This window comes from Bacillus sp. JK62, assembly GCF_053663455.1.
On the sequence record NZ_JBSJQA010000002.1, the window covers coordinates 230,868 to 253,805 of the forward strand.

General features: G+C 47.2%; 23 protein-coding genes, 2 tRNA genes, 1 riboswitch and 1 other annotated feature. Of the genes, 23 read left to right on the top strand and 2 right to left on the bottom strand.

Annotated features, from left to right (window positions below; all coding sequences use genetic code 11):
- Window positions 1–82 precede the first annotated feature (82 nt).
- From ACWJJ4_RS06290 to ACWJJ4_RS06305, 4 genes are all read left to right on the top strand, one after another.
- A complete protein-coding gene (locus tag ACWJJ4_RS06290; RefSeq protein WP_165409496.1) occupies window positions 83–1,573 on the top strand; it encodes an alpha-N-arabinofuranosidase in 1,491 nt (496 codons plus the stop codon).
- 152 nt (window positions 1,574–1,725) lie between these two features.
- On the top strand, window positions 1,726–2,040 hold the full coding sequence (gene trxA, locus ACWJJ4_RS06295; protein WP_003152560.1) for a thioredoxin: 315 nt from the start codon (window positions 1,726–1,728) through the stop codon (window positions 2,038–2,040).
- 143 nt (window positions 2,041–2,183) lie between these two features.
- A complete protein-coding gene (gene uvrC, locus ACWJJ4_RS06300; RefSeq protein ID WP_071391533.1) occupies window positions 2,184–3,956 on the top strand; it encodes an excinuclease ABC subunit UvrC in 1,773 nt (590 codons plus the stop codon).
- A gap of 61 nt (window positions 3,957–4,017) precedes the next feature.
- A riboswitch (Lysine riboswitch) is annotated at window positions 4,018–4,197 on the top strand.
- 125 nt (window positions 4,198–4,322) lie between these two features.
- Window positions 4,323–5,552 carry an aspartate kinase gene (locus ACWJJ4_RS06305; RefSeq protein WP_017418306.1) on the top strand — a complete coding sequence of 410 codons (1,230 nt, stop codon included), beginning with the start codon at window positions 4,323–4,325 and terminating at the stop codon, window positions 5,550–5,552.
- Window positions 5,553–5,598: 46 nt separating this feature from the next.
- Here ACWJJ4_RS06305 and ACWJJ4_RS06310 read toward each other — a convergent pair whose 3' ends face one another.
- Complete coding sequence (locus ACWJJ4_RS06310; protein ID WP_003152568.1) at window positions 5,599–6,045, bottom strand: YslB family protein; 447 nt, start codon at window positions 6,043–6,045, stop codon at window positions 5,599–5,601.
- 296 nt (window positions 6,046–6,341) lie between these two features.
- On the opposite strand from ACWJJ4_RS06310, the gene sdhC reads away from it, so the two are divergent.
- From sdhC to ACWJJ4_RS06380, 14 genes are all read left to right on the top strand, one after another.
- Entirely contained in the window at window positions 6,342–6,950 is a 609-nt protein-coding gene (sdhC, locus tag ACWJJ4_RS06315; RefSeq protein ID WP_003152571.1) for a succinate dehydrogenase cytochrome B558, read from the top strand.
- Window positions 6,951–6,983: 33 nt separating this feature from the next.
- The gene (gene sdhA / locus ACWJJ4_RS06320; RefSeq protein ID WP_003152573.1) at window positions 6,984–8,744 is read left to right on the top strand and encodes a succinate dehydrogenase flavoprotein subunit; all 1,761 of its coding nucleotides are present in this window, start codon (window positions 6,984–6,986) and stop codon (window positions 8,742–8,744) included.
- Between the two features lie 2 nt (window positions 8,745–8,746).
- Complete coding sequence (sdhB, locus tag ACWJJ4_RS06325; RefSeq protein WP_003152575.1) at window positions 8,747–9,505, top strand: succinate dehydrogenase iron-sulfur subunit; 759 nt, start codon at window positions 8,747–8,749, stop codon at window positions 9,503–9,505.
- Between the two features lie 59 nt (window positions 9,506–9,564).
- Complete coding sequence (locus ACWJJ4_RS06330) at window positions 9,565–10,002, top strand: acyl-CoA thioesterase (protein WP_003152577.1); 438 nt, start codon at window positions 9,565–9,567, stop codon at window positions 10,000–10,002.
- A gap of 120 nt (window positions 10,003–10,122) precedes the next feature.
- Complete coding sequence (gerE, locus tag ACWJJ4_RS06335; RefSeq protein ID WP_003152579.1) at window positions 10,123–10,347, top strand: spore germination transcription factor GerE; 225 nt, start codon at window positions 10,123–10,125, stop codon at window positions 10,345–10,347.
- Between the two features lie 186 nt (window positions 10,348–10,533).
- Window positions 10,534–10,974 carry a MarR family winged helix-turn-helix transcriptional regulator gene (locus tag ACWJJ4_RS06340; protein ID WP_003152580.1) on the top strand — a complete coding sequence of 147 codons (441 nt, stop codon included), beginning with the start codon at window positions 10,534–10,536 and terminating at the stop codon, window positions 10,972–10,974.
- Window positions 10,975–10,981: 7 nt separating this feature from the next.
- Window positions 10,982–11,800, top strand: a complete 819-nt coding sequence (racE, locus tag ACWJJ4_RS06345) for a glutamate racemase (RefSeq protein WP_317461151.1) — start codon at window positions 10,982–10,984, stop codon at window positions 11,798–11,800.
- 105 nt (window positions 11,801–11,905) lie between these two features.
- Complete coding sequence (locus tag ACWJJ4_RS06350; protein ID WP_003152582.1) at window positions 11,906–12,991, top strand: GerMN domain-containing protein; 1,086 nt, start codon at window positions 11,906–11,908, stop codon at window positions 12,989–12,991.
- A 109-nt stretch (window positions 12,992–13,100) separates the two neighbouring features.
- Window positions 13,101–13,838: a ribonuclease PH gene (gene rph / locus ACWJJ4_RS06355; protein WP_454021515.1), complete on the top strand. Its 738-nt coding sequence runs from the start codon at window positions 13,101–13,103 to the stop codon at window positions 13,836–13,838.
- A gap of 11 nt (window positions 13,839–13,849) precedes the next feature.
- Window positions 13,850–14,446 (top strand): XTP/dITP diphosphatase, encoded by a 597-nt coding sequence (locus ACWJJ4_RS06360; protein WP_095315571.1) that lies wholly within the window; start codon window positions 13,850–13,852, stop codon window positions 14,444–14,446.
- A 15-nt stretch (window positions 14,447–14,461) separates the two neighbouring features.
- Window positions 14,462–14,971: a YfcE family phosphodiesterase gene (locus ACWJJ4_RS06365; RefSeq protein WP_176283449.1), complete on the top strand. Its 510-nt coding sequence runs from the start codon at window positions 14,462–14,464 to the stop codon at window positions 14,969–14,971.
- A 113-nt stretch (window positions 14,972–15,084) separates the two neighbouring features.
- Window positions 15,085–15,158: transfer RNA gene (locus tag ACWJJ4_RS06370), tRNA-Arg, on the top strand.
- A gap of 122 nt (window positions 15,159–15,280) precedes the next feature.
- Window positions 15,281–15,354, top strand: a tRNA-Arg gene (locus ACWJJ4_RS06375).
- A 250-nt stretch (window positions 15,355–15,604) separates the two neighbouring features.
- Window positions 15,605–15,790, top strand: a complete 186-nt coding sequence (locus tag ACWJJ4_RS06380; RefSeq protein ID WP_007408136.1) for a hypothetical protein — start codon at window positions 15,605–15,607, stop codon at window positions 15,788–15,790.
- Between the two features lie 39 nt (window positions 15,791–15,829).
- Here ACWJJ4_RS06380 and ACWJJ4_RS06385 read toward each other — a convergent pair whose 3' ends face one another.
- The gene (locus ACWJJ4_RS06385) at window positions 15,830–16,180 is read right to left on the bottom strand and encodes a DNA helicase (protein ID WP_317461152.1); all 351 of its coding nucleotides are present in this window, start codon (window positions 16,178–16,180) and stop codon (window positions 15,830–15,832) included.
- Between the two features lie 422 nt (window positions 16,181–16,602).
- Window positions 16,603–16,854: a binding site (T-box leader), on the top strand.
- A gap of 119 nt (window positions 16,855–16,973) precedes the next feature.
- Here ACWJJ4_RS06385 and ilvB point away from each other — a divergent pair.
- The 5 genes from ilvB to leuB are packed head-to-tail and all read left to right on the top strand — an operon-like array spanning window position 16,974 to window position 22,925.
- A complete protein-coding gene (gene ilvB / locus ACWJJ4_RS06390) occupies window positions 16,974–18,698 on the top strand; it encodes an acetolactate synthase large subunit (protein ID WP_146284269.1) in 1,725 nt (574 codons plus the stop codon).
- Window positions 18,695–19,213: an acetolactate synthase small subunit gene (ilvN, locus tag ACWJJ4_RS06395; protein WP_003152598.1), complete on the top strand. Its 519-nt coding sequence runs from the start codon at window positions 18,695–18,697 to the stop codon at window positions 19,211–19,213. Before ilvB ends, ilvN begins: the two co-directional genes overlap by 4 nt.
- A gap of 22 nt (window positions 19,214–19,235) precedes the next feature.
- On the top strand, window positions 19,236–20,264 hold the full coding sequence (gene ilvC, locus ACWJJ4_RS06400) for a ketol-acid reductoisomerase (protein WP_007408142.1): 1,029 nt from the start codon (window positions 19,236–19,238) through the stop codon (window positions 20,262–20,264).
- Complete coding sequence (locus tag ACWJJ4_RS06405; RefSeq protein WP_172614874.1) at window positions 20,251–21,807, top strand: 2-isopropylmalate synthase; 1,557 nt, start codon at window positions 20,251–20,253, stop codon at window positions 21,805–21,807. The genes ilvC and ACWJJ4_RS06405 overlap by 14 nt, the downstream gene beginning before the upstream one ends.
- Before the next feature lie 20 nt (window positions 21,808–21,827).
- Window positions 21,828–22,925, top strand: coding sequence for a 3-isopropylmalate dehydrogenase (gene leuB, locus ACWJJ4_RS06410; RefSeq protein WP_173613172.1), 1,098 nt, complete (start codon window positions 21,828–21,830; stop codon window positions 22,923–22,925).
- Window positions 22,926–22,938: the final 13 nt, after the last annotated feature.

Here is a 22,938-nt window from a genome sequence, read left to right on the forward strand (position 1 = left end):
ACAAACTTATCCATTCAGCATACATCCCAGATAGATCGGCTCTAGTGCTTTCATTCTTATTAAGGGGAAGGAATGATCAAGTTTGTCTCACAATACGGCAGTCATTCAAACTGATATCACACGGGGAACCATTAATAAAAACATATACGGACATTTCGCGGAACACCTGGGAAGAGGCATATATGAGGGCATCTGGGTCGGAAAAGATTCCGATATTCCGAATACCGGAGGGGTCAGGACGGATGTCGCCGCCGCCCTCAAACAGCTTCAGATTCCCGTCCTCAGGTGGCCGGGCGGCTGTTTTGCTGATGAATATCATTGGGCAAACGGTGTAGGGAAACGCAAAACCATGCTGAATACCCATTGGGGCGGGACGATTGATTCTAATGAATTCGGCACGCACGAGTTTATGATGCTTTGTGAACTGCTCGGATGTGAACCGTACATCGCCGGAAACGTCGGCAGCGGAACGGTTAAAGAAATGGCTGATTGGATTGAATACATGACGTTTGAAGCAGGCACGCCGATGTCCGACTGGAGAAAAGAAAACGGGCGGGAAAAACCGTGGAAGCTGAAATATTTCGGAATAGGAAATGAGAACTGGGGCTGCGGCGGAAACATGCATCCTGAGTATTATGCCGACCTTTACAGAAACTTTCAAACCTATGTCCGCAATTACAGCGGTAATGAAATCTATAAAATTGCCGGCGGCGCGAATGTCGACGATTACCGCTGGACTGAAACTTTAATGAAAAAAGCCGCGGATCTCATGGACGGGCTGAGCCTGCATTATTACACAATACCGGGCGACTTCTGGAAGGGGAAAGGATCAGCGACGGAGTTTACGGAAGATGAATGGTTCATCACGATGAAAAAAGCGGCGCATATGGATGAATTGATCACAAGGCACAGCGCCATCATGGATCAGTACGATCCCGAAAAAAGAGTCGGGCTGATCATTGATGAATGGGGCACGTGGCTTGACCCTGAGCCGGGCACGAATCCGGGCTTTCTGTATCAGCAGAATACGATCCGCGACGCCCTTGTCGCCGCCGCGCATTTTCACATTTTTCATCAGCACGCAGACCGCGTACAGATGGCCAATATCGCGCAAACCGTCAACGTGCTTCAGGCAATGATCCTGACAGAAGGGAAAGAAATGCTGTTGACGCCGACGTATCATGTGTTTGATATGTTTAAGGTGCACCAGGACGCATCTCTTTTGGCGGCAGAAACTAATGCAGCCGGGTACGAATGGAATGACGGCCGGCTCCCGCAAGTCAGCATTTCAGCGTCCAAACAGCAAAACGGAGACATACATATCAGCATTTGCAATATCGATCATCTGCACAAAGCTGACGTGAAGATTGAACTGCGGGGCATGAAAAAGACAGGGACGCCTTCGGGAACGATTCTGCACGCGGAAAAAATGAATGCCCACAATACATTCAGCAGTCCGGAAAACGTCAAACCGAAGCCGTTTTCCGGGTTTGCTCAAAAGGGAGGAAAACTTGAGGCGGAGCTTCCTCCGATGGCGATTGTATTAATCACGCTGCCTGCGGATCCATCTTAAGTTTTGAACGCCCGCCGCCCGGTTATAATACACTGTATAAATAAGATTATTTCCGGCGGGTTCGGGAGAAAATAATATAAGCATTAAATTAGCATGAACGAATGGGAGATGCTATACTAAAAATCATCATTTGACAATTGGAGGAATAACAAATGGCTATCGTAAAAGCAACTGATCAATCGTTCTCAGCTGAAACAAGTGAAGGTGTCGTATTGGCTGATTTCTGGGCTCCTTGGTGCGGACCTTGTAAAATGATCGCGCCCGTTCTTGAAGAGCTTGATCAAGAAATGGGAGACAAACTGAAAATCGTCAAAATCGACGTGGATGAAAACCAAGAAACTGCCGGTAAATACGGCGTCATGAGCATCCCGACACTTCTCGTGCTAAAAGACGGAGAAGTCGTTGAAACATCTGTCGGCTTCAAACCGAAAGAAGCTCTTGAAGAGCTTGTAAACAAACATCTGTAAGCCGAAAGCTTCCGTTACGGCAGGGCGATTCCTTTGAAAGGGAATCGCCTTTTTTTGATCTTCCAAAAGCTGAGAATGGAGAAAAACAAATGTTCGTGATACACTGAATGGACACGAGAAATGAATGTAAGGAAGGGTAACGTATGAATAAACAACTGAAAGAAAAGCTGGCCCTCCTTCCCGATCAGCCGGGCTGTTATTTAATGAAAGACCGTCAAAAAACAGTCATCTACGTGGGGAAAGCGAAAGTCTTGAAAAACAGGGTGCGGTCTTATTTCACCGGTTCTCACGACGCAAAAACCCAACGGCTTGTGACGGAGATTGAGGACTTTGAATATATCGTGACTTCCTCCAATCTTGAAGCGCTTATTTTGGAAATGAATCTGATTAAAAAATACGATCCGAAATACAACGTCATGCTGAAAGATGATAAAACCTATCCCTTTATAAAAATCACCCATGAACGCCATCCTCGGCTGATTGTCACCCGGAATGTCAAAAAAGACAAAGGACGCTATTTCGGCCCGTATCCGAATGTGCAGGCGGCGCGGGAAACGAAAAAACTGCTGGACCGCCTTTACCCGCTCAGGAAATGCTCAAAGCTTCCGGACCGCGTCTGTCTTTATTATCATCTCGGACAATGCCTCGCCCCATGTGTAAAGGATATATCTGAGGAGACAAACCGCGAGATTGTTGAAGACATCACCCGTTTTTTAAAGGGAGGGCATAACGAAATCAAAAAAGAGCTTGAAGCGAAAATGGCAGAAGCGGCCGAAAAGCTTGAATTTGAACGGGCTAAAGAATTCCGCGACCAGCTTGCTCACATCGAATCGACGATGGAGAAGCAGAAAATGACCATGAATGACCTTCTGGACCGCGATGTGTTTGCATATGCCTACGATAAAGGCTGGATGTGCGTCCAAGTCTTTTTTATACGCCAAGGAAAACTGATCGAACGCGATGTCAGCATGTTTCCGATGTATCAGGAAGCGGATGAAGAGTTTCTGACCTTCATCGGCCAGTTCTATTCCAAAAACAATCACTTTCTGCCTAAGGAAATTCTGGTGCCTGACAGCGTTGACAGGGACATGATCAGCGAGCTGTTGGAAACCGCCGTGCATCAGCCGAAAAAAGGCCCGAAAAAAGAGCTGCTTTTGCTTGCGCACAAAAATGCGAAAATCGCCCTGCGGGAAAAATTCTCGTTAATCGAGCGGGATGAGGAACGGTCAATCGGTGCAGCCGAACGGCTTGGCGACGCACTGAATATTTACACGCCGCATCGGATTGAAGCGTTTGACAACTCCAATATTCAAGGCACAAACCCCGTATCGGCCATGATTGTCTTTATAGACGGAAAACCGAATAAAAAGGAATACCGCAAATATAAAATTAAAACCGTAACAGGGCCTGATGATTACGGCTCAATGAGGGAAGTCGTCAGAAGAAGATACACGAGGGTGCTCCGCGAAAACCTTCCGCTGCCGGATTTAATCATCATTGACGGCGGAAAAGGGCAGATTAACGCGGCGCGCGACGTGCTCGAGAATGAGCTCGGCCTTGATGTCCCGGTAGCGGGATTGGCGAAAGATGATAAACACCGGACATCGAACCTGTTGATCGGCGACCCGCTTGAACCGGTGTTTCTGGAGCGGAACAGCCAAGAGTTTTACCTGCTTCAGCGCATTCAGGACGAAGTTCACCGTTTTGCGATCAGCTTTCACAGACAGATTCGGGGAAAAAGCGTCTTTCAATCCGTTCTGGATGATATCCCCGGAATCGGCGAAAAACGCAAAAAAATGCTCTTAAAACATTTCGGATCTGTCAAAAAGATGAAGGAAGCAAGCCTTGACGATATCAAAAAAGCCGGTGTCCCGGCCGCGGCGGCCCAGCTGCTGTTTGAAAAATTAAAAAAATAGTATTGTGCTTTCCTGAAAAATCTGCTAGAATGTGAACTAATTTCATAAGATCGTGTTATATGGTGAAGATAGAGGTGCGAACTTCAATAGTAAGCCTTTGGAGAATGATGGATTCTGTGAAAAAGGCTGAAAGGGGAGCGTCGCCGAAGTGTATCACATCCCATCGGTGTGATTTGCTGGCCTTGCATTAAATAAATGTAAGGCTGTCAAGAATTCATTTTCTTGGAGGGCTATCTCGTTGTTCATAATCAATCGTAATGATATGAAAAAGCAATGAGAGCTATTCCTCTCATTGCTTTTTTTATTGTGGACAAAACGCTCTTTTCTCCTCACCCGCACGAACCAAAATGTAAAGGGTGGTCTAGTATGGGTCTTATCGTACAAAAATTCGGAGGCACTTCCGTCGGCTCTGCCGAAAAAATTCAAAATGCCGCAAATCGCGCCATTGCTGAAAAGCAAAAAGGCCATGATGTCGTAGTCGTCGTTTCGGCAATGGGAAAATCAACCGACGCGCTCGTTAACCTCGCGGCTGAAATCACATCTGAACCAAGCAGACGCGAGATGGATATGCTTTTGTCTACGGGGGAGCAGGTCACGATTTCGCTTTTGGCCATGGCGCTTCAGGAAAAAGGATATGACGCCGTCTCTTATACGGGCTGGCAGGCGGGTGTCCGCACGGAAGCCGTTCACGGCAATGCGAGAATTACGGATATTGATATCACGGCGATTCGTTCGCAGCTTGCAGAAGGCAAAATTACAGTCGTTGCCGGTTTTCAGGGCGTAACGGAAGACGGCGGCATCACGACGCTCGGACGGGGCGGTTCCGATACGACGGCGGTCGCTCTTGCAGCAGCGCTGGATGCGGATAAATGCGACATTTATACAGATGTTCCGGGCGTATTTACGACAGATCCGCGGTATGTCCGGTCAGCGAGAAAACTGGCGGGGATTTCTTATGATGAAATGCTGGAGCTTGCAAATCTAGGAGCGGGTGTTCTTCACCCGCGGGCGGTTGAGTTCGCGAAAAACTACCAAGTGCCTTTAGAAGTGCGGTCAAGCACGGAACATGAAGCCGGGACATTAATTGAGGAGGAATCATCAATGGAGCAGAATTTAATCGTCAGAGGAATTGCATTTGAAGACCAGATCACGAGGGTGTCCGTTACGGGCCTTGCAAGCGGACTGACAACACTTTCAACAATCTTCACCGCGCTGGCAAAACGAAACATCAACGTTGACATCATTATTCAGACACAGTCGGACGATGGGGAAGCGGATATTTCTTTCTCGGTGAAAACGGAAGATGCCGCGCAAACGGTCGCCGTGCTTGAAGAATATAAAAACGCGCTTGACTATGAAAAAATTGAAACCGAAAGAAAACTGGCGAAAGTCTCCATTGTCGGGTCGGGCATGGTTTCAAATCCCGGCGTCGCCGCGGACATGTTTGCCGTACTGGCGGAAAAAAATGTACAAGTCAAAATGGTAAGCACATCCGAAATAAAAGTATCAGCGGTTGTCAGCGAAAATGATATGGTGAAAGCGGTCGAAGCGCTTCATGATGCGTTTGAGCTTTCTAAACAGCCGTCTGCCGTATAAACGGGCAGGCAAAAAGGCGGGACTTTTGAGTCACCGCCTTTTTCAATTATACAGGGTCCTTCATATCCCATTTTACGGTCAGGACGACTTTATCCGCTCTCTTTTTTACCTGTTCATAAGATTCTGCAATCTGATCGTTCATCAATTGAATCTGTTCGGCTATAAAACCGGCTTCAAGCTGGAAACAAGGCTCTTTCTGATGTTTGAGCCTGCTGGACACGAGCGGTCCTTCCAGTTCAAATTCCAATTCTTGTTTTTTTGATCCTGCGTTTGTCAAAGTTCCCCAGCCGGCTTTTTCAAAAAAGGCGGGGATTTCTTCCCACGATTGAAGAGGAAATTTGCGGGCGAGGCGTTTTCCCGCCCAATACATCATCGATGAATGATCCGGGCCGAGGATATCCGGAAGCACGATTTCCCGGATTAATTCGTAGCCGTATGCGCTGACGTCGAGTTCAGTTAAAGGTTCTAAAGCTGCTTCATAATTATTCTTCATATTATGTATTCCCCTCTCTCCTTCGTTTATTATAGCTTAAACAGGGGGGAGGATTACAGGATGATCCTATAAAACCCGTGAAAAAAAGTGAGAAAGATATCGCAGGAAAATAAAATTTTCCCTCCAGATAATCAATTCCGAAAATTATAATTTATGTACACGTTTTCTTGACGCCCTTTTGAGGGAGGAGTAAAATGAAATTGTCAATAAATTTTAATAAAGTGCTTACAATTGAAACGAAGTGGGGGCAGAGATTTTAGTACATTTCGCACTTAAATCAAACAGGGGGTAAAGTAATGTCTGGGAACAGAGAGTTTTATTTTCGAAGATTGCATTCCTTGCTCGGTGTTATTCCGGTCGGCATCTTTTTGATCCAGCATTTAGTCGTCAACCAATTTGCCGCAAGGGGAGCGGATGCGTTTAACAAGGCGGCCGGCTTTATGGACAGTCTGCCGTTCAGGTATGCGTTAGAAATTTTTATTATTTTCTTACCTTTAATTTATCATGCGGTTTACGGTGTGTACATAGCATTTACTGCGAAAAACAACGCTGGCCACTACAGTTATTTCAGAAACTGGATGTTTGTGCTTCAGCGTGTCACTGGTATTCTCACCCTTATTTTCGTCAGCTGGCATGTGTGGCAGACGCGGATTGCCGCGCAGATGGGCGCTGAAGTCAACTTCGATATGATGGCGAATATTCTGAGCTCGCCGTTTATGCTCGGTTTTTACATTGTAGGCGTTTTATCGGTCATTTTCCACTTTTCAAACGGCTTATGGTCTTTTGCGGTCACATGGGGGATCACGGTAACGCCGCGTTCTCAAAGAATTTCGACTTACGTGACGCTGATTATATTTTTAGCGCTTTCATACGTAGGTTTAAAAGCGATTTTTGCGTTTGTGTAAGAGAACTAGATTACTAGAGGGAGAGGGGCTATCATGAGTCAATCAAGCATTATCGTAGTCGGCGGGGGTCTAGCCGGCCTCATGGCGACAATTAAAGCAGCGGAATCAGGCACGGCCGTTAAATTGTTTTCCATCGTTCCGGTCAAACGCTCTCACTCGGTCTGCGCGCAGGGCGGGATAAACGGAGCTGTCAACACAAAAGGGGAAGGAGACTCTCCGTTTGAGCATTTTGATGACACGGTATACGGAGGCGACTTTTTGGCAAACCAGCCTCCTGTAAAAGCGATGTGTGAAGCGGCACCGTCCATTATCCACTTATTGGACCGCATGGGGGTTATGTTTAACAGAACGCCGGAAGGGCTCTTGGACTTCCGCCGTTTCGGGGGTACACAGCATCACAGAACCGCTTACGCGGGAGCGACGACGGGTCAGCAGCTTCTTTACGCACTGGACGAGCAGGTGCGCAGATATGAAGTGGCGGGTCTCGTCACAAAATACGAAGGCTGGGAATTCCTCGGCGCCGTTCTTGACGATGAGCGCACGTGCCGCGGTATCGTAGCCCAAAATCTGACCAATATGCAAATCGAGTCATTCCGTTCTGACGCCGTTATTATGGCGACGGGAGGACCCGGAATCGTATTCGGAAAATCAACAAACAGCATGATCAATACGGGATCTGCCGCATCAATCGTCTATCAGCAGGGCGCTTATTATGCAAACGGCGAATTTATCCAAATTCACCCGACAGCAATCCCGGGGGACGATAAACTGCGTCTGATGAGTGAATCGGCGCGCGGCGAGGGCGGTAGAGTCTGGACGTACAAAGACGGAAAACCTTGGTACTTCCTCGAGGAAAAATATCCGGCTTACGGAAACCTCGTGCCGCGGGATATTGCGACACGTGAAATCTTTGACGTGTGCGTGAATCAGAAACTCGGCATCAACGGAGAAAACATGGTGTATCTCGATCTGTCGCACAAAGATCCGAAAGAGCTTGACGTTAAGCTTGGCGGCATTATCGAAATCTATGAAAAATTCATGGGCGATGACCCGCGCAAGCTTCCGATGAAAATTTTCCCTGCCGTTCACTATTCGATGGGCGGACTGTGGGTTGATTATGATCAGATGACAAGCATCCGCGGACTGTTCGCAGCGGGTGAATGTGATTATTCAATGCACGGAGGAAACCGTTTAGGGGCGAACTCTCTGCTTTCCGCCATCTACGGAGGAATGGTGGCCGGACCGAATGCGGTGAAATATGTTTCCGGACTTGAAACATCAGCGGAAGACCTGTCTTCTTCATTATTTGATTCCTATGTGAAAAAAGAAGAAGAAAAATGGGCCGATATCATGAAGATGGACGGCGACGAAAATGCCTACGTGCTTCACCGTGAGCTCGGAGAATGGATGACGGCCAACGTCACGGTGGTCCGCCACAACGACAAGCTTTTGAAAACGGATGACAAAATCCAAGAGCTGATGGAACGCTTTAAGAAAATCAATATCAACGATACGACAAAATGGAGCAACCAAGGAGCGATGTTCACCCGCCAGTTCTCCAATATGCTTCAGCTTGCCAGAGTCATCACGCTCGGCGCATATAACCGAAATGAAAGCCGGGGAGCGCACTATAAACCGGATTTCCCTGAAAGAAATGACGATGAGTGGCTCAAAACGACGATGGCTAAACATGCCGGTCCGTTTGAAGCTCCGGAATTTGAATATCAGGATGTCGATGTATCACTGATTGCGCCCCGTAAACGCGACTACTCGAAGAAGAAGGTGGCGAAATAATCATGAGTGAGAAAAAGATACGGTTTATCATTACACGCCAGGATACGCCCGAAAGCGCGCCATACGATGAAGAATTCGAAATCAATTACCGCCCGAATCTGAACGTGATTTCCGCCCTGATGGAAATCCGCAGAAATCCCGTGAATGCAAAAGGAGAGAAAACCACTCCGGTCGCATGGGACATGAACTGTCTTGAAGAAGTATGCGGCGCCTGCTCCATGGTCATCAACGGAAGACCGCGCCAGTCATGTACTGCGCTGATTGATAAGCTGGAACAGCCGATCCGTCTGAAGCCGATGAAAACATTCCCGGTTGTCCGTGACCTTCAGGTTGACCGCAGCAGAATGTTTGATTCACTGAAAAAAGTGAAAGCATGGGTGCCGATTGACGGAACTTACGATTTGGGGCCGGGGCCGAGAATGCCGGAAAAACGCCGCCAGTGGGCATATGAATTGTCTAAATGCATGACATGCGGCGTCTGCCTCGAAGCCTGCCCGAACGTCAACAGCAAGTCGAAATTCATGGGGCCTGCCCCGATGTCGCAAGTGCGTCTGTTTAACGCCCATCCGACGGGCGCGATGAACAAAGCAGAACGTTTAGAAGCTTTAATGACAGACGGCGGCCTCGGAGATTGCGGGAATTCACAAAACTGTGTTCAATCCTGCCCGAAAGGCATTCCGCTTACGACTTCAATCGCTGCTTTGAACAGAGATACCAATTTACAAGCATTCCGTAATTTCTTCGGAAGCGACAGAGTATAAGAAAGAGAAAAAGAGCCTCTTCCGCACGGGAGAGGTTTTTTTATAAGGAGCTGAAGGTGATGAAACAACCGCAATATATTGATATCCCGTTTGAAGAATGGAGACAGTCGTTTTCTTTCTTTACTGAAGTATCGGTTCGTTTTTCAGAAACGGATATGTTCGGCCATATGAATAATGTAACCCCTTTCATCTATTTTGAAGAAGCACGGATCGCTTATTTTAAACAGCGGGGCATGACGGCGCAAAACTCGGAAACGATGACGGTCGTCGCAAGCCAGCAGTGCGACTATATGCGTCAGGTGATGCCGTATGAAAATCTGCGGATTTATGTGAAAGCAAGCGCTGCCGGAAATGCGTCCGTCACCCTTCATTACCTTGGAGAAAATGAGTCGGGCCTGCCGTGCTTTACAGGTTCCGTCGTTATGGTTCAAGTGTCGAAGAAAAGCGGCAAAGCGGTCAGCTGGACGGAGCGGGAGAAAGGCATTCTGCTCGCCTGAACGGATAACTATTTCTCTAAGAGACGTCACCTCCGAAGCGCCCTTTACATATGATATCTTGACTATATAAACCCATTCGTTTCAGATTCGCTCTCACCTTAGCAAGGAGGGTTACAATACTTGAAGGAGAAAGATTTTCAATCAAAGCCGCTGCTGACCAAAAGAGAAAGAGAAGTATTCGAATTGCTCGTTCAAGACAAGACAACAAAGGAAATTGCAAGCGAGCTATTTATCAGTGAAAAAACTGTACGGAATCACATTTCAAATGCCATGCAGAAGTTAGGTGTGAAAGGGCGTTCGCAAGCTGTTGTCGAGCTTCTTAGAATGGGTGAGCTAGAGCTCTGATTCTTGCCGGTTTTCCTTCTTTACGAGAAGGAGCCGGTTATTTGCGTTGGCGCCCGGGCTGATGGGCATGCGGTGAAAATCCCGGTTTTTCCTTTTTCTCCGTCAGTCTTGCATTTTCTTAAAAAAAGAAGGAAAATAGACACGGAGCGCATAGCCCAGAAAGATCCTTGAGTGAGGGATGGACAAATGACATCAAAATCTGTAGAGCATGTTGCGGATATCGAAAAATCACTCCGCCATATCGCTGCGATCATTAAACAAAAAGGAAGAGAAATCCTTAACCAATATGCAATTACACCGCCGCAATTCGTGGGGCTTCAATGGCTTTATGAATTGGGGGATATGACAATAGGCGAATTATCAGGCAAAATGTATTTGGCTTGCAGCACGACGACGGATCTGATAGACCGCATGGAAAAAAATAAGCTTGTCGAGCGGGTCAAAGACCCGGCTGACAGACGGGTCGTCAGAATTCATCTTCTCGCTGAAGGAGAGCGCATTATCCAAGAAGTGATTTTGAAAAGACAGGCTTATTTGCGGGATATGTTTGCGACATTTTCCGAAGAAGAAACAGCCGCTTTCGAAAAATCATTATTGAAACTGCAACATGAAATGAAAAGAAAATGAGGCGATTTTGTTGGAACAGCCGATAGGAGTCATTGATTCCGGGGTTGGCGGGTTAACCGTTGCTAAGGAAATCATGAGACAGCTACCGAAGGAAAATATCATCTATGTGGGAGATACAAAACGCTGCCCGTACGGCCCGCGTCCTGAAGAAGAAGTTCTTCAATACACGTGGGAAATGACCGATTACCTGCTGGAAAACCACCATATCAAAATGCTCGTGATCGCCTGTAATACGGCCACGGCCATTGCCTTGGAGGATATTCAGCGCAAAACGGATATTCCGGTTGTCGGCGTCATTCAGCCGGGTGCGAGAACGGCGATAAAGGTCACGAAAAACCAGCATATCGGCGTCATCGGCACGGTCAATACCATTAAAAGCAGAGCATATGAGCAGGCGCTGCTCGGGTTAAACGCAGAACTTCAAGTTGAGAACACGGCTTGTCCGCTGCTCGTGCCGTTTGTGGAAAGCGGACGGTTTCTTCAGGAATCAGCGGAGGAAGCGGTTGAAGCATCGCTTGAACCTTTAAAAGGTACATCAATTGACACCTTGATTTTAGGATGTACGCATTATCCGATTTTAAAAGACCCGATTCAGAATTATATGGGAGAGCATGTGAAAATCATTTCCTCCGGAGACGAGACGGCGAGAGAAGTGAGCACCATCTTGTCTTATAAAGGTTTGTTAAACCAATCGAAACATGAACCGGAGCATCAATTTCTTACAACGGGAGAGCGGAACGGCTTCGCAAAAATTGCCGAAGACTGGTTCGGCCACGAAATCGGCCATGTCGAGTGCATCTCCCTTCAAGAGCCGGTCAGAAAATAAATCAAAAAACCCGCTGTTTACGGCGGGTTTTTTTGCGCTTCCCGGTCTATTTCCCTGACAGGGCTCGTATACATCATAGTACAAACAGCCTTAGGAGGGAAAAGTATGCTGAAAAAAGGACCTGCAGTCATTGCTGCAACATGTCTTACTTCGGCTTTTGTGTTATCTGGATGCGGTTTGTTTCAATCCGATAAAACAGCCGGGGAAATTGACCCGCCTCAAGACATTTCATATGTAAAGGATGAAGCGGGAATTCAGGCAAAACCAAAGCAGTCAGAGAAAAACGGCACTTCTAAAGCCGACCAGCCGGCCAATACAGTCATGCGAGAACTGTATCTGATTGATAAAAACGGCTATGTCGCAGCACAGACACTGCCTCTTCCGAACAGTGAGGGAACCGCAAAGCAGGCCCTTGAGTACTTGGTTCAGGGAGGGCCTGTATCAGAAATCCTGCCGAACGGCTTCAGAGCGGTGCTCCCTGCGGATACGACGGTAAATGTCGATATTAAAAAAGACGGAACTGCCGTCGCTGATTTTTCGAAGGAATTTAAAAACTATAAAAAAGAAGACGAACAAAAAATCCTGCAATCGATTACATGGACGCTTACCCAATTCAGCTCAATAGATAAAGTCAAAATCAGAATCAACGGGCACGAATTGAAAGAAATGCCTGTGGGCGGCACGCCGATTACGGGCGACTTAAGCAGAAAAGACGGGATTAATATTGAAACGGCCGGAGTGAATGATCTGACAGACACCCATCCGCTGACTGTATATTATCTGGCGGAAACAGAGACAAGCGAATACTACGTGCCTGTTACAAAGCGGATTGACAATTCGGAAACAAATGACATCACCGCTGCCGTTGAACAGCTCACCGACGGACCGGGCAAAGCAAGCGGGCTTTTGACGGACTTTAATAACGATGTTAAGCTTCTCAGCAAGCCGAAAGTGAAAGACGGCCAGGTTACACTGGACTTTAACAGCTCTATTTACGGAAGCGCCGACGAAAAAACAAAAATGGTGTCATCGGGCGTACTGGACAGCATCGTTCTCACGTTAACCGAACAGCCGTCGATTAAAAGTGTTTCTATAAAAGTAAACGGAAAATCAGAACTGGTGAATGAAAAAGGAGAATCCCTTTCAAAACCTGTTTCGAGGCCGGCACAAGTGAATACGGGTAGTTTTTAATTTGCGATTTTTGATATACTAGTAAAAAAGAGGTTAGCGTTCCGGCTGCCTCTTTCTTTATTCACAATCCGGAACAAAAGGTTTATGTACATATAATCGGAGGTAAAATATGAGACACGACGGAAGACAGCACGATGAGCTGCGCCCTATCACATTTGATTTGGATTTTATCACTCACCCGGAAGGCTCTGTTTTAATTACAGCGGGAAATACAAAGGTCATCTGTAATGCATCTGTGGAAGACCGGGTGCCGCCATTTTTACGCGGCGGAGGAAAAGGCTGGATCACAGCGGAATACAGCATGCTTCCCCGCGCGACGAATCAAAGAACGATAAGAGAATCTTCAAAAGGAAAGGTCTCCGGCAGAACGATGGAAATTCAGCGGCTGATCGGGCGCGCGCTCCGGGCCGTCGTTGATTTGGAGAAGCTCGGCGAACGGACGATCTGGATCGACTGTGACGTCATTCAAGCTGACGGCGGAACAAGAACGGCTTCCATTACGGGCGCATTCTTGGCAATGGCCATTGCGACCGGCAAACTCGTAAAAAGCGGCGTTATCAAAACCTCTCCTGTGACAGATTATCTCGCGGCCATTTCTGTCGGGATGGATAAAGAAGAAGGCCTTCTTTTGGATCTGAATTATGAAGAGGATTCGGCTGCTGAAGTCGACATGAATATCATCATGACGGGAAGCAGACGTTTTGTAGAGCTTCAAGGGACGGGCGAAGAAGCCACATTCTCCCGTGAAGATTTAAACGGACTGTTAAGCCTTGCCGAAAAAGGAATCCAGACGCTTATTCAAAAGCAAAAAGAAGTGCTCGGAGAAACATTGCCTGAACTGAAATAAGAAAGAGAGGCCTGATCAGCGTGAAAGAAGTCATTATTGCGACACACAATCAGGGAAAAGTGAAAGAATTCAAGGAAATACTCGAACCGAAAGGCTACAGTGTCTCTTCTTTGGCGGAAATCGGATTTACGGAAGAAATTGAGGAAACCGGACATACCTTTGAAGAAAACGCCATCTTAAAAGCGGAAGCCGTGGCAAAAGCCGTCAACAAAATGGTCATTGCAGACGACTCCGGTTTATCAGTGGACAACCTTGGAGGCAGACCGGGCGTTTATTCAGCCCGTTATGCCGGAGAAGCAAAAGATGATAAGGCGAATATGGACAAGGTGCTGTCAGAATTAAAAGGCATCGAAAAAGAGCAGCGCACGGCCCGTTTCCGCTGCGCCCTTGCCGTCAGCATGCCGGGGCAGGAAACAAAAACGGTCGAAGGTCATGTTGAAGGGTATATTGCGGAAGGACCCGAAGGAGATAACGGGTTCGGCTATGATCCCATTTTTATTGTAAAAGATAAAGATAAAACCATGGCCCAGCTGACAAGCGCTGAGAAAAACAAAATCAGCCACAGGGCTGAGGCGCTCAAGAAACTGTCAAAGCTGCTTGATTCATAAGGGGGAGCGTATGCAATGAAAGTGCTGATAATAAGTGACAGTCACGGCCTTGAAGACGAGCTGGAGACGATTGCAAAGCGGCACGAAGACGAAGCGGATCTGATGATTCATTGCGGTGATTCAGAGCTTGACGCCGCACATCCGGCACTCACGCCGTATCACACGGTAAAAGGCAATTGCGACTTTGGCGGCGGGTTTCAGGATGAACTCCTTCTGGACGCCGGCTCAAAGAAAATTCTGGCTGTTCACGGGCATCTTCACGGCATTAAACAGTCACTTTTAACTGTTTTTTACCGGGCGGAAGAGCTTGGGGCGGATATCGTCTGCTTCGGCCACTCACATATTGCCGGGAGTGAAGTGCTTCGGAGCAAGCTTTTGATTAATCCGGGCAGCATCCGTCTTCCGAGAGTCCGCAATGTGAAAAGCTATGCCATTCTTACTCTTACAGAAAGAGAAGGCGCCGTGACATTTTACGACGAAACGGGTCGGGAATTGAAGGACTTGGGGAATACAATCAGTTTTTAACAAGTGATGGGGGAGATTTCATTCTTCCCCATCAAAAGTTTTTAAAAAAATATTGACTTATGATTTGAACCTGTATATAATAAATCTTGTCGCTGATACATAAAGCAAAAGCTGTCCCAGTAGCTCAGCTGGATAGAGCAACGGCCTTCTAAGCCGTCGGTCGGGAGTTCGAATCTCTCCTGGGACGTACAAAAAAAGAGCTGGTGACATCAGAGTGAAAACTGATGCCGCTGGCCTTTTTTATCGGATGACTATATTGTCAATTCGCTGATATCATGGTAAAATGATCAGCAGATATTTGTTTTTCATGTCCCAGTAGCTCAGCCGGATAGAGCAACGGCCTTCTAAGCCGTCGGTCGGGAGTTCGAATCTCTCCTGGGACGTATAAAAAACCTCAAGCCCTGACAATGGGTTTGAGGTTTTTTTTGTATTTTATTTTTATTTTACGAAACAAAAGTTCCGTATTTGATGAAAATTGTAAAGTAATTTTAATATAAATGAAACTTAATGTAATATTTACCGTAATAAATATATGTATAAAGATACTTAAGGCGCCCTTGAGTGATAAATTATCTGATTTCTATCATACGTTTTGTCGGTGATTGTTAGAAAGACAGCAGGAGGAATTAGCTTTTGAAGTACGCATTTGCATATAAAAATCACAATATAGAAACGATCTTTTGCGGAAAAGACGAGCTGTTTGAGGAACTGAAACAATTTTTAATCACTCAATGCGGTTTAATCATTGTTGAGGTTTCAAGGGCTGATTACTATACGGAGCAGGAAATGAATCAGTGGAATGACCGTTATACTCTGTGAATAAGAAAAGAAACCGGCCGTGTGAGACCGGTTTTTGTATCATCTGAATCCGCTCGGAGCGCTGAAGCCCCCGGCATGGCCGCTGAAACCGCCTCCGAGCGCGCCGGGATGTGTCCCGGCGCCGAGGCTTCCGCCGACGTCACTGAAGGTTTGGCCGTAGTACCCGGATGTATAAGGGTACGGAACGAATTGCTGTCCGGCGAATGACAGCGTGCTTTGCGGGGTCTGCTGTCCGTATCCGGATGGCGGAAATCCCTGCTGAAAAGAAGGGCCGCCTTGATATGGTGCTGTATGCATCGGGGCCGGAGGATAGTAAGATTGCGGCGGTAAGACCGGTAAAGGCGGAAATCCAGGAGGCAGGCCCTGCATGCCTGATAACATCTTATTCATGACATCACTCATTTCTTACGAGATAAGAACAGTGTATGCGTATGTCTGTATAAAGAGCCTGTTCAATCGAACGGAATATCTGACAAGCATGCCGGAAGGACAGAGAAAAATCGCGTAATAAAATGTGACATATTCGTATATGAACGGAAAAATTTCATGTAATCTTGAGAGATTAATAAAAAAATGATAAAAACTTTTAATATTTACAGATCCCTTTGTACCAGTAATGAAAGCGTATACAAAGTAGATTGATTAATCTAAATTGTCTAATAATTATAAAAATGCTGTTGACACTGTCTGCAAACGGGCGTAATATGAGTTCAAACAAAAATAAATAAATGATTCACACTAAAAAGAAAAATCATAAAACACTGAAAAAACAAACAAATGAAGGTTCTTTTTTAATAAAAGAGCTGCCATAATAAAAAGCGCAGAAGAGGATAAGTAGCTTTGCTGAAGTTTTTCACAGAGAGCCGGTAACGCTGAGAGCCGGTAAAACAAATCAAAGTGAACTCCCCTCAGAGTGCCGGTCTGAAATGTAAAGAGTAGGACTCGGCCGAGTGAACGCAATGTTTACTCGTTATCAAAACGGATAATCATTATCCATGAGACGGTCTGCATATGACCGTAAACAAGGGTGGTACCGCGGAGAGCAAAGCCTTTTCGCCCCTTTTGGCTATCGCATGAAATGCTTGGCTGAATGTGGGTGGGAAGGCTTTTTTATTTGCGTCAGCCGGCGCTGCGTTTTATGAATTGGATTTTAGAAGGGAACATTGAAAAGGAGGAACTGAAAATGGGCACAAATGTACAGGCGGATTCTTTGTCTGCCGATTGTACAAAAACAATGAACGGGGCTCTGATGCTGATTGAATCATTAAAGAAAGAAAATGTCGAGATGATCTTCGGCTATCCGGGGGGAGCCGTCCTTCCGATTTACGATAAACTGTATCAATCAGGATTGGTTCACATCCTGCCCCGCCACGAGCAAGGCGCGATTCATGCGGCAGAAGGGTATGCGAGAGTCTCCGGAAAGCCGGGGGTTGTGATTGCTACCTCCGGACCCGGAGCGACAAATTTAGTTACCGGTCTTGCGGATGCGATGATTGATTCACTGCCGCTCGTGGTGTTTACCGGTCAGGTGGCCACTTCGGTCATCGGCAGCGACGCTTTCCAGGAAGCCGACATTTTAGGAATTACGATGCCGATTACGAAACACAGCTACCAAGTCCGCCGTCCGGAAGATCTCCCTCGTGTGATTAAAGAGGCGTTCCATATTGCCACGACGGGAAGACCGGGCCCGGTATTAATTGATATACCGAAGGATGTCGCAGCATTTGAAGGAGAATTCAGATATGATCACGAGATCAATCTTCCGGGTTATCAGCCGGTAAAAGAGCCTAACTATCTGCAGATCCGAAAGCTCGTGGAAGCTGTCAGCAGTGCGAAAAAGCCGGTTATTTTAGCCGGAGCGGGTGTTTTGCACGGTAAAGCTTCAGAAGATTTAAAAAATTATGCCGAACAGCAGCAAATTCCGGTAGCGCACACGCTTCTCGGTCTGGGCGGTTTCCCGGCAGACCATCCTCTTTTTCTGGGAATGGCGGGGATGCACGGCACATACACAGCGAATATGGCGCTTTATCACTGTGACTTGCTGATCAGCATAGGAGCGCGGTTCGATGACCGCGTGACCGGAAATCTGAAGCATTTTGCAAAATCGGCCAAAGTAGCGCATATCGATATTGATCCTGCTGAAATCGGAAAAATTATTGAAACGCAGATTCCGGTGGTCGGCGACAGTAAAATCGTCCTTCAGGAATTATTGAAGCAAAACGGAAAACAGGGACAGACAGAGGAATGGAAACAGCAGCTTTCAGAATGGAAAGAAGAATATCCGCTTTGGTATACAGACGACAGTGAAGAAGGCTTGAAACCCCAAAAGCTGATTGAGTATATTCACCAATTCACAAACGGTGAGGCGATTGTGGCGACGGATGTCGGCCAGCACCAGATGTGGGCGGCTCAGTTTTATCCTTTCCGAAAGGCTGATAAGTGGGTTACCTCGGGGGGACTCGGCACAATGGGCTTCGGCCTTCCGGCGGCTATCGGAGCGCAGCTGGCCGATCGTAACGCCACGGTCGTTGCCATCCTCGGAGACGGCGGTTTTCAGATGACCCTTCAGGAATTAGATGTCATCCGGCAGCTGAATCTCCCTGTCAAAGTGGTTATCTTGAACAACGAATGTCTGGGCATGGTCAGACAGTGGCAGGAAATCTTCTATGAAGAACGCTATTCTGAATCCAAATTCTCGGCGCAGCCTGACTTTGTCAAATTGTCAGAAGCCTACGGCATTAAAGGCGTCCGGATTTCATCGGAAGAAGAGGCGGAAGAAGAGCTTAAAAAGGCGCTTTCATCAAAAGAACCGGCCGTTATTGACGTCCGGGTCGCCAAAAGCGAGAAAGTATTCCCGATGATCGCGCCGGGTAAAGGACTTCATGAAATGGTGGGGGTGAAACCTTGAAACGCATTATCACATTAACGGTGGTCAACCGCTCGGGAGTATTAAACCGGATCACCGGCCTGTTTACAAAAAGACACTATAATATCGAAAGCATCACTGTAGGCCACACGGAAACAAGCGGTGTTTCAAGGATTACATTTGTCGTCCATGTGGAAGGCGAAAATGACGTAGAGCAGCTGACAAAGCAGCTTAACAAACAAATTGACGTCCTGAAAGTGACGGATATTACAAACCAATCGATTGTACAGCGTGAGCTGGCATTAATCAAAGTTGTTTCCGCACCGTCGGCCAGAACGGAAATCAATGGAATCATTGAGCCGTTCAGAGCTTCCGTCGTTGATGTCTCAAGAGACAGCATCGTCGTTCAGGTTACCGGCGAATCTAATAAAATCGAAGCGCTCATAGAGCTTCTCAAACCTTACGGAATTAAAGAAATCGCGAGAACGGGCACAACGGCTTTTGCGAGGGGAACCCAGCAGAAGGCGTCATCCAATAAAACAATTTCAATTGTATAACACAAAAAAGGGAGAGATTAAAATGGTAAAAGTATATTATAACGGTGATATCAAAGAGAACGTATTGGCAGGTAAAAAAGTAGCGATTATCGGTTACGGTTCACAAGGTCATGCACACGCGCTGAACTTAAAAGAAAGCGGAATTGATGTCATTGTCGGCGTCAGACAAGGCAAATCATTTACACAGGCCCAAGAAGACGGTCATCAAGTCTTTTCGGTAAGAGAAGCGGCTGCGCAGGCTGATATCATTATGGTTCTTCTTCCGGATGAACAGCAGCAAAAAGTATATGAAGCTGAAATCAAAGATGAATTGACGGCGGGCAAGTCATTGGTATTCGCACACGGATTTAACGTCCATTTCCATCAGATCGTGCCTCCTGCTGATGTGGATGTATTCCTTGTCGCCCCTAAAGGACCGGGACACCTTGTCAGAAGAACATATGAACAAGGCGCGGGCGTACCGGCATTGTTTGCCATCTACCAGGATGTATCAGGCGAAGCGAAAGATACGGCTCTTGCTTATGCAAAAGGAATCGGCGGAGCGCGTGCGGGGGTTCTTGAAACAACATTTAAAGAAGAAACGGAAACGGATTTGTTCGGTGAGCAGGCTGTTCTGTGCGGAGGTTTAACGGCGCTTGTCAAAGCGGGTTTTGAAACGCTGACAGAAGCCGGCTACCAGCCTGAACTCGCATACTTCGAGTGTCTGCACGAACTGAAGCTGATCGTAGACTTGATGTATGAAGAAGGATTGGCGGGCATGAGATACTCTATCTCCGATACGGCTCAATGGGGAGACTTTGTATCAGGACCGCGCGTAGTCGATGCGAAGGTAAAAGAATCGATGAAACAAGTATTAACGGATATTCAAAACGGTACATTCGCAAAAGAATGGATCGTGGAAAACCAAGTGAACCGTCCTCGTTTCAATGCGATCAATGCAAGCGAAAACGAGCATCAGATTGAAAAGGTCGGCAGACAGCTTCGTGAAATGATGCCGTTTGTCAAACAAGGCAAAAAGAAGGAAGCGGTGGTCTCCGTTGCGCAAAATTAATGTTTTCGACACGACCCTTCGTGACGGTGAACAATCTCCCGGGGTCAACCTCAATTCCCGGGAGAAACTGGCGATAGCCAAGCAGCTTGAAAGACTCGGGGTGGACATTATTGAAGCGGGATTTCCCGCTTCATCCCGAGGTGATTTTTTAGCCGTGCAGGAAATCGCAAGAACGATTAAAAATTGTTCGGTAACAGGGCTTGCCCGATCTGTCAAAGGTGACATTGACGCAGCCTGGGAAGCGCTGAAAGACGGGGTCAGCCCGCGCATTCACATCTTTATCGCCACCTCTGACATTCATCTGAAGCATAAGCTGAAAATGACGCGGGAAGAGGTTAAGGAAAAAGCGGTTGAAATGGTGAAGTATGCAAAAGAACGCTTTCCGATCGTTCAATGGTCGGCAGAAGACGCATGCCGCACCGAACTTCCGTTTCTGGCTGAAATCGTGGAAAAAGTGATTGATGCCGGCGCGAGCGTCATCAACCTGCCGGACACTGTAGGTTACCTGACGCCTGCTGAATACGGAAACATCTTTAAATATATGAAGGAACACGTTCCGAATATCAGCCGGGTAAAGCTCTCAGCCCATTGCCACGATGATCTCGGAATGGCGGTTGCCAACTCACTTTCGGCAATTGAGAACGGCGCTGATCAAATTGAATGCGCCATTAACGGCATAGGAGAAAGAGCCGGGAATGCCGCGCTAGAGGAAATCGCCGTTGCGCTTCATGTCAGAAATGACGCGCATCAAGCCGATTCATCTCTCAATCTTCATGAATTGAAGCGGACGAGTGATCTTGTCAGCAAACTGACGGGCATGGCCGTTCCCCGCAATAAAGCAATCGTCGGAGATAACGCTTTCGCACATGAATCCGGCATTCACCAAGACGGTTTCCTGAAAGAAAAATCAACATATGAAATCATTTCACCGGAACTTGTCGGCGTGACTGCTGATGCGCTCGTACTCGGAAAGCATTCCGGACGCCATGCGTTCAAAGACCGCCTGAATGCGCTTGGATTCCAGTTTGATAGTGAGGAAATCAATAAATTTTTTACGATGTTTAAAGAACTGACCGAAAAGAAAAAAGAAATCACCGATGATGACTTGATTTCTCTTATTTTAGAAGAAAAAGTGACGGACAAAAAAATCGGCTATGAATTTCTGTCTCTGCAAGTGCATTACGGGACGTCTCAGGTGCCGACTGCAACAGTCTCTTTGAAAAATCAGGAAAACGAACAGCTGATGCAAGAGGCGGCAACGGGGGCGGGCAGCGTAGAAGCCGTTTATAATACGCTCGGGCGCTGCATCGATAAAAATATTGAACTGACAGACTACCGCATCCAATCCAACCGGAAAGGCGAAGACGCGCTGGCTCAAGTTTACGTCAGAGTGACCGTGAACGGAAAAGAAACATCAGGGCGGGGAATCGCGCAGGATGTTCTGGAAGCTTCTGCTAAAGCTTATCTGAACGCCGTGAACCGGCAGTTGGTGCTGGATTGCAATTTAGACGGATTAAAGAGACAGACTGCGGTCGGCTCGTAATAGAAAGGAGAACGTTTGATTTGAAAAAACGCATTGCTTTGCTTCCCGGTGACGGAATCGGACCGGAAGTGGCGGAATCAGCGGCAGATGTATTGAAAAGCGTTGCCGAACAATTCGGACATGAATTTGAATTTGAAAACGGACTGATCGGGGGAGCGGCCATTGACGCCCATCAAAACCCCCTTCCTGAGGAGACGGTGGCTCTTTGTGAAAGATCCGACGCCATCCTGCTCGGGGCAGTCGGCGGACCGAAATGGGACCAAAATCCTCCGGAGCTCAGACCGGAAAAAGGCCTGCTCGGCATCAGAAAAAAACTCGGCCTGTTTGCGAATCTGCGTCCCGTGACCGTATTTGAAAGCTTGTCTGAGGCGTCTCCGCTGAAAAAAGAATATATCAGCGGCGTCGACTTTGTAATCGTCAGGGAACTGACGGGCGGCCTCTACTTCGGAGAACCGAGCAGACAGTATGTCAATGAAGCGGGAGAAAAGGAAGCGGTCGATACCCTTTTTTATAAGAAAGAAGAAATCGCACGCGTTGTCAGAGAAGCCTTTAAGATGGCTGCCGGCAGAAAAGGAAAAGTGACGTCCGTTGATAAGGCGAATGTGCTTTCTTCAAGCAGGCTGTGGCGGGAAACGGCAGATGAAATCGCAAAAGAATTTCCTGATGTGACGCTTGAACATATGCTTGTCGATAATGCCGCGATGCAGCTCATCTACGCTCCGAGCCAGTTTGACGTCATCGTAACTGAGAATATGTTCGGCGATATTTTAAGCGATGAAGCCTCCATGCTGACAGGCTCGCTCGGCATGCTGCCGTCAGCCAGTTTATCAAGTTCAGGTCTTCACTTGTTTGAACCCGTGCATGGATCTGCGCCTGACATCGCCGGTAAAGGGATGGCCAATCCGTTTGCGGCGATTTTATCAGCGGCGATGCTTTTGAGAACATCTTTCGGACTTGAAAACGAAGCGCAGGCGGTGGAAAAAGCGGTCGCAAAGGTGCTTGCAGACGGCAGCCGTACACGTGATATCGCCCGGGACGGCCAATATGCCGGAACGCATGACATTACTGGGAAAGTAAAAGCCGCATTAGCCGGCTCGAATACAAAATTTATAGTATGACGCTTTAAAGAAA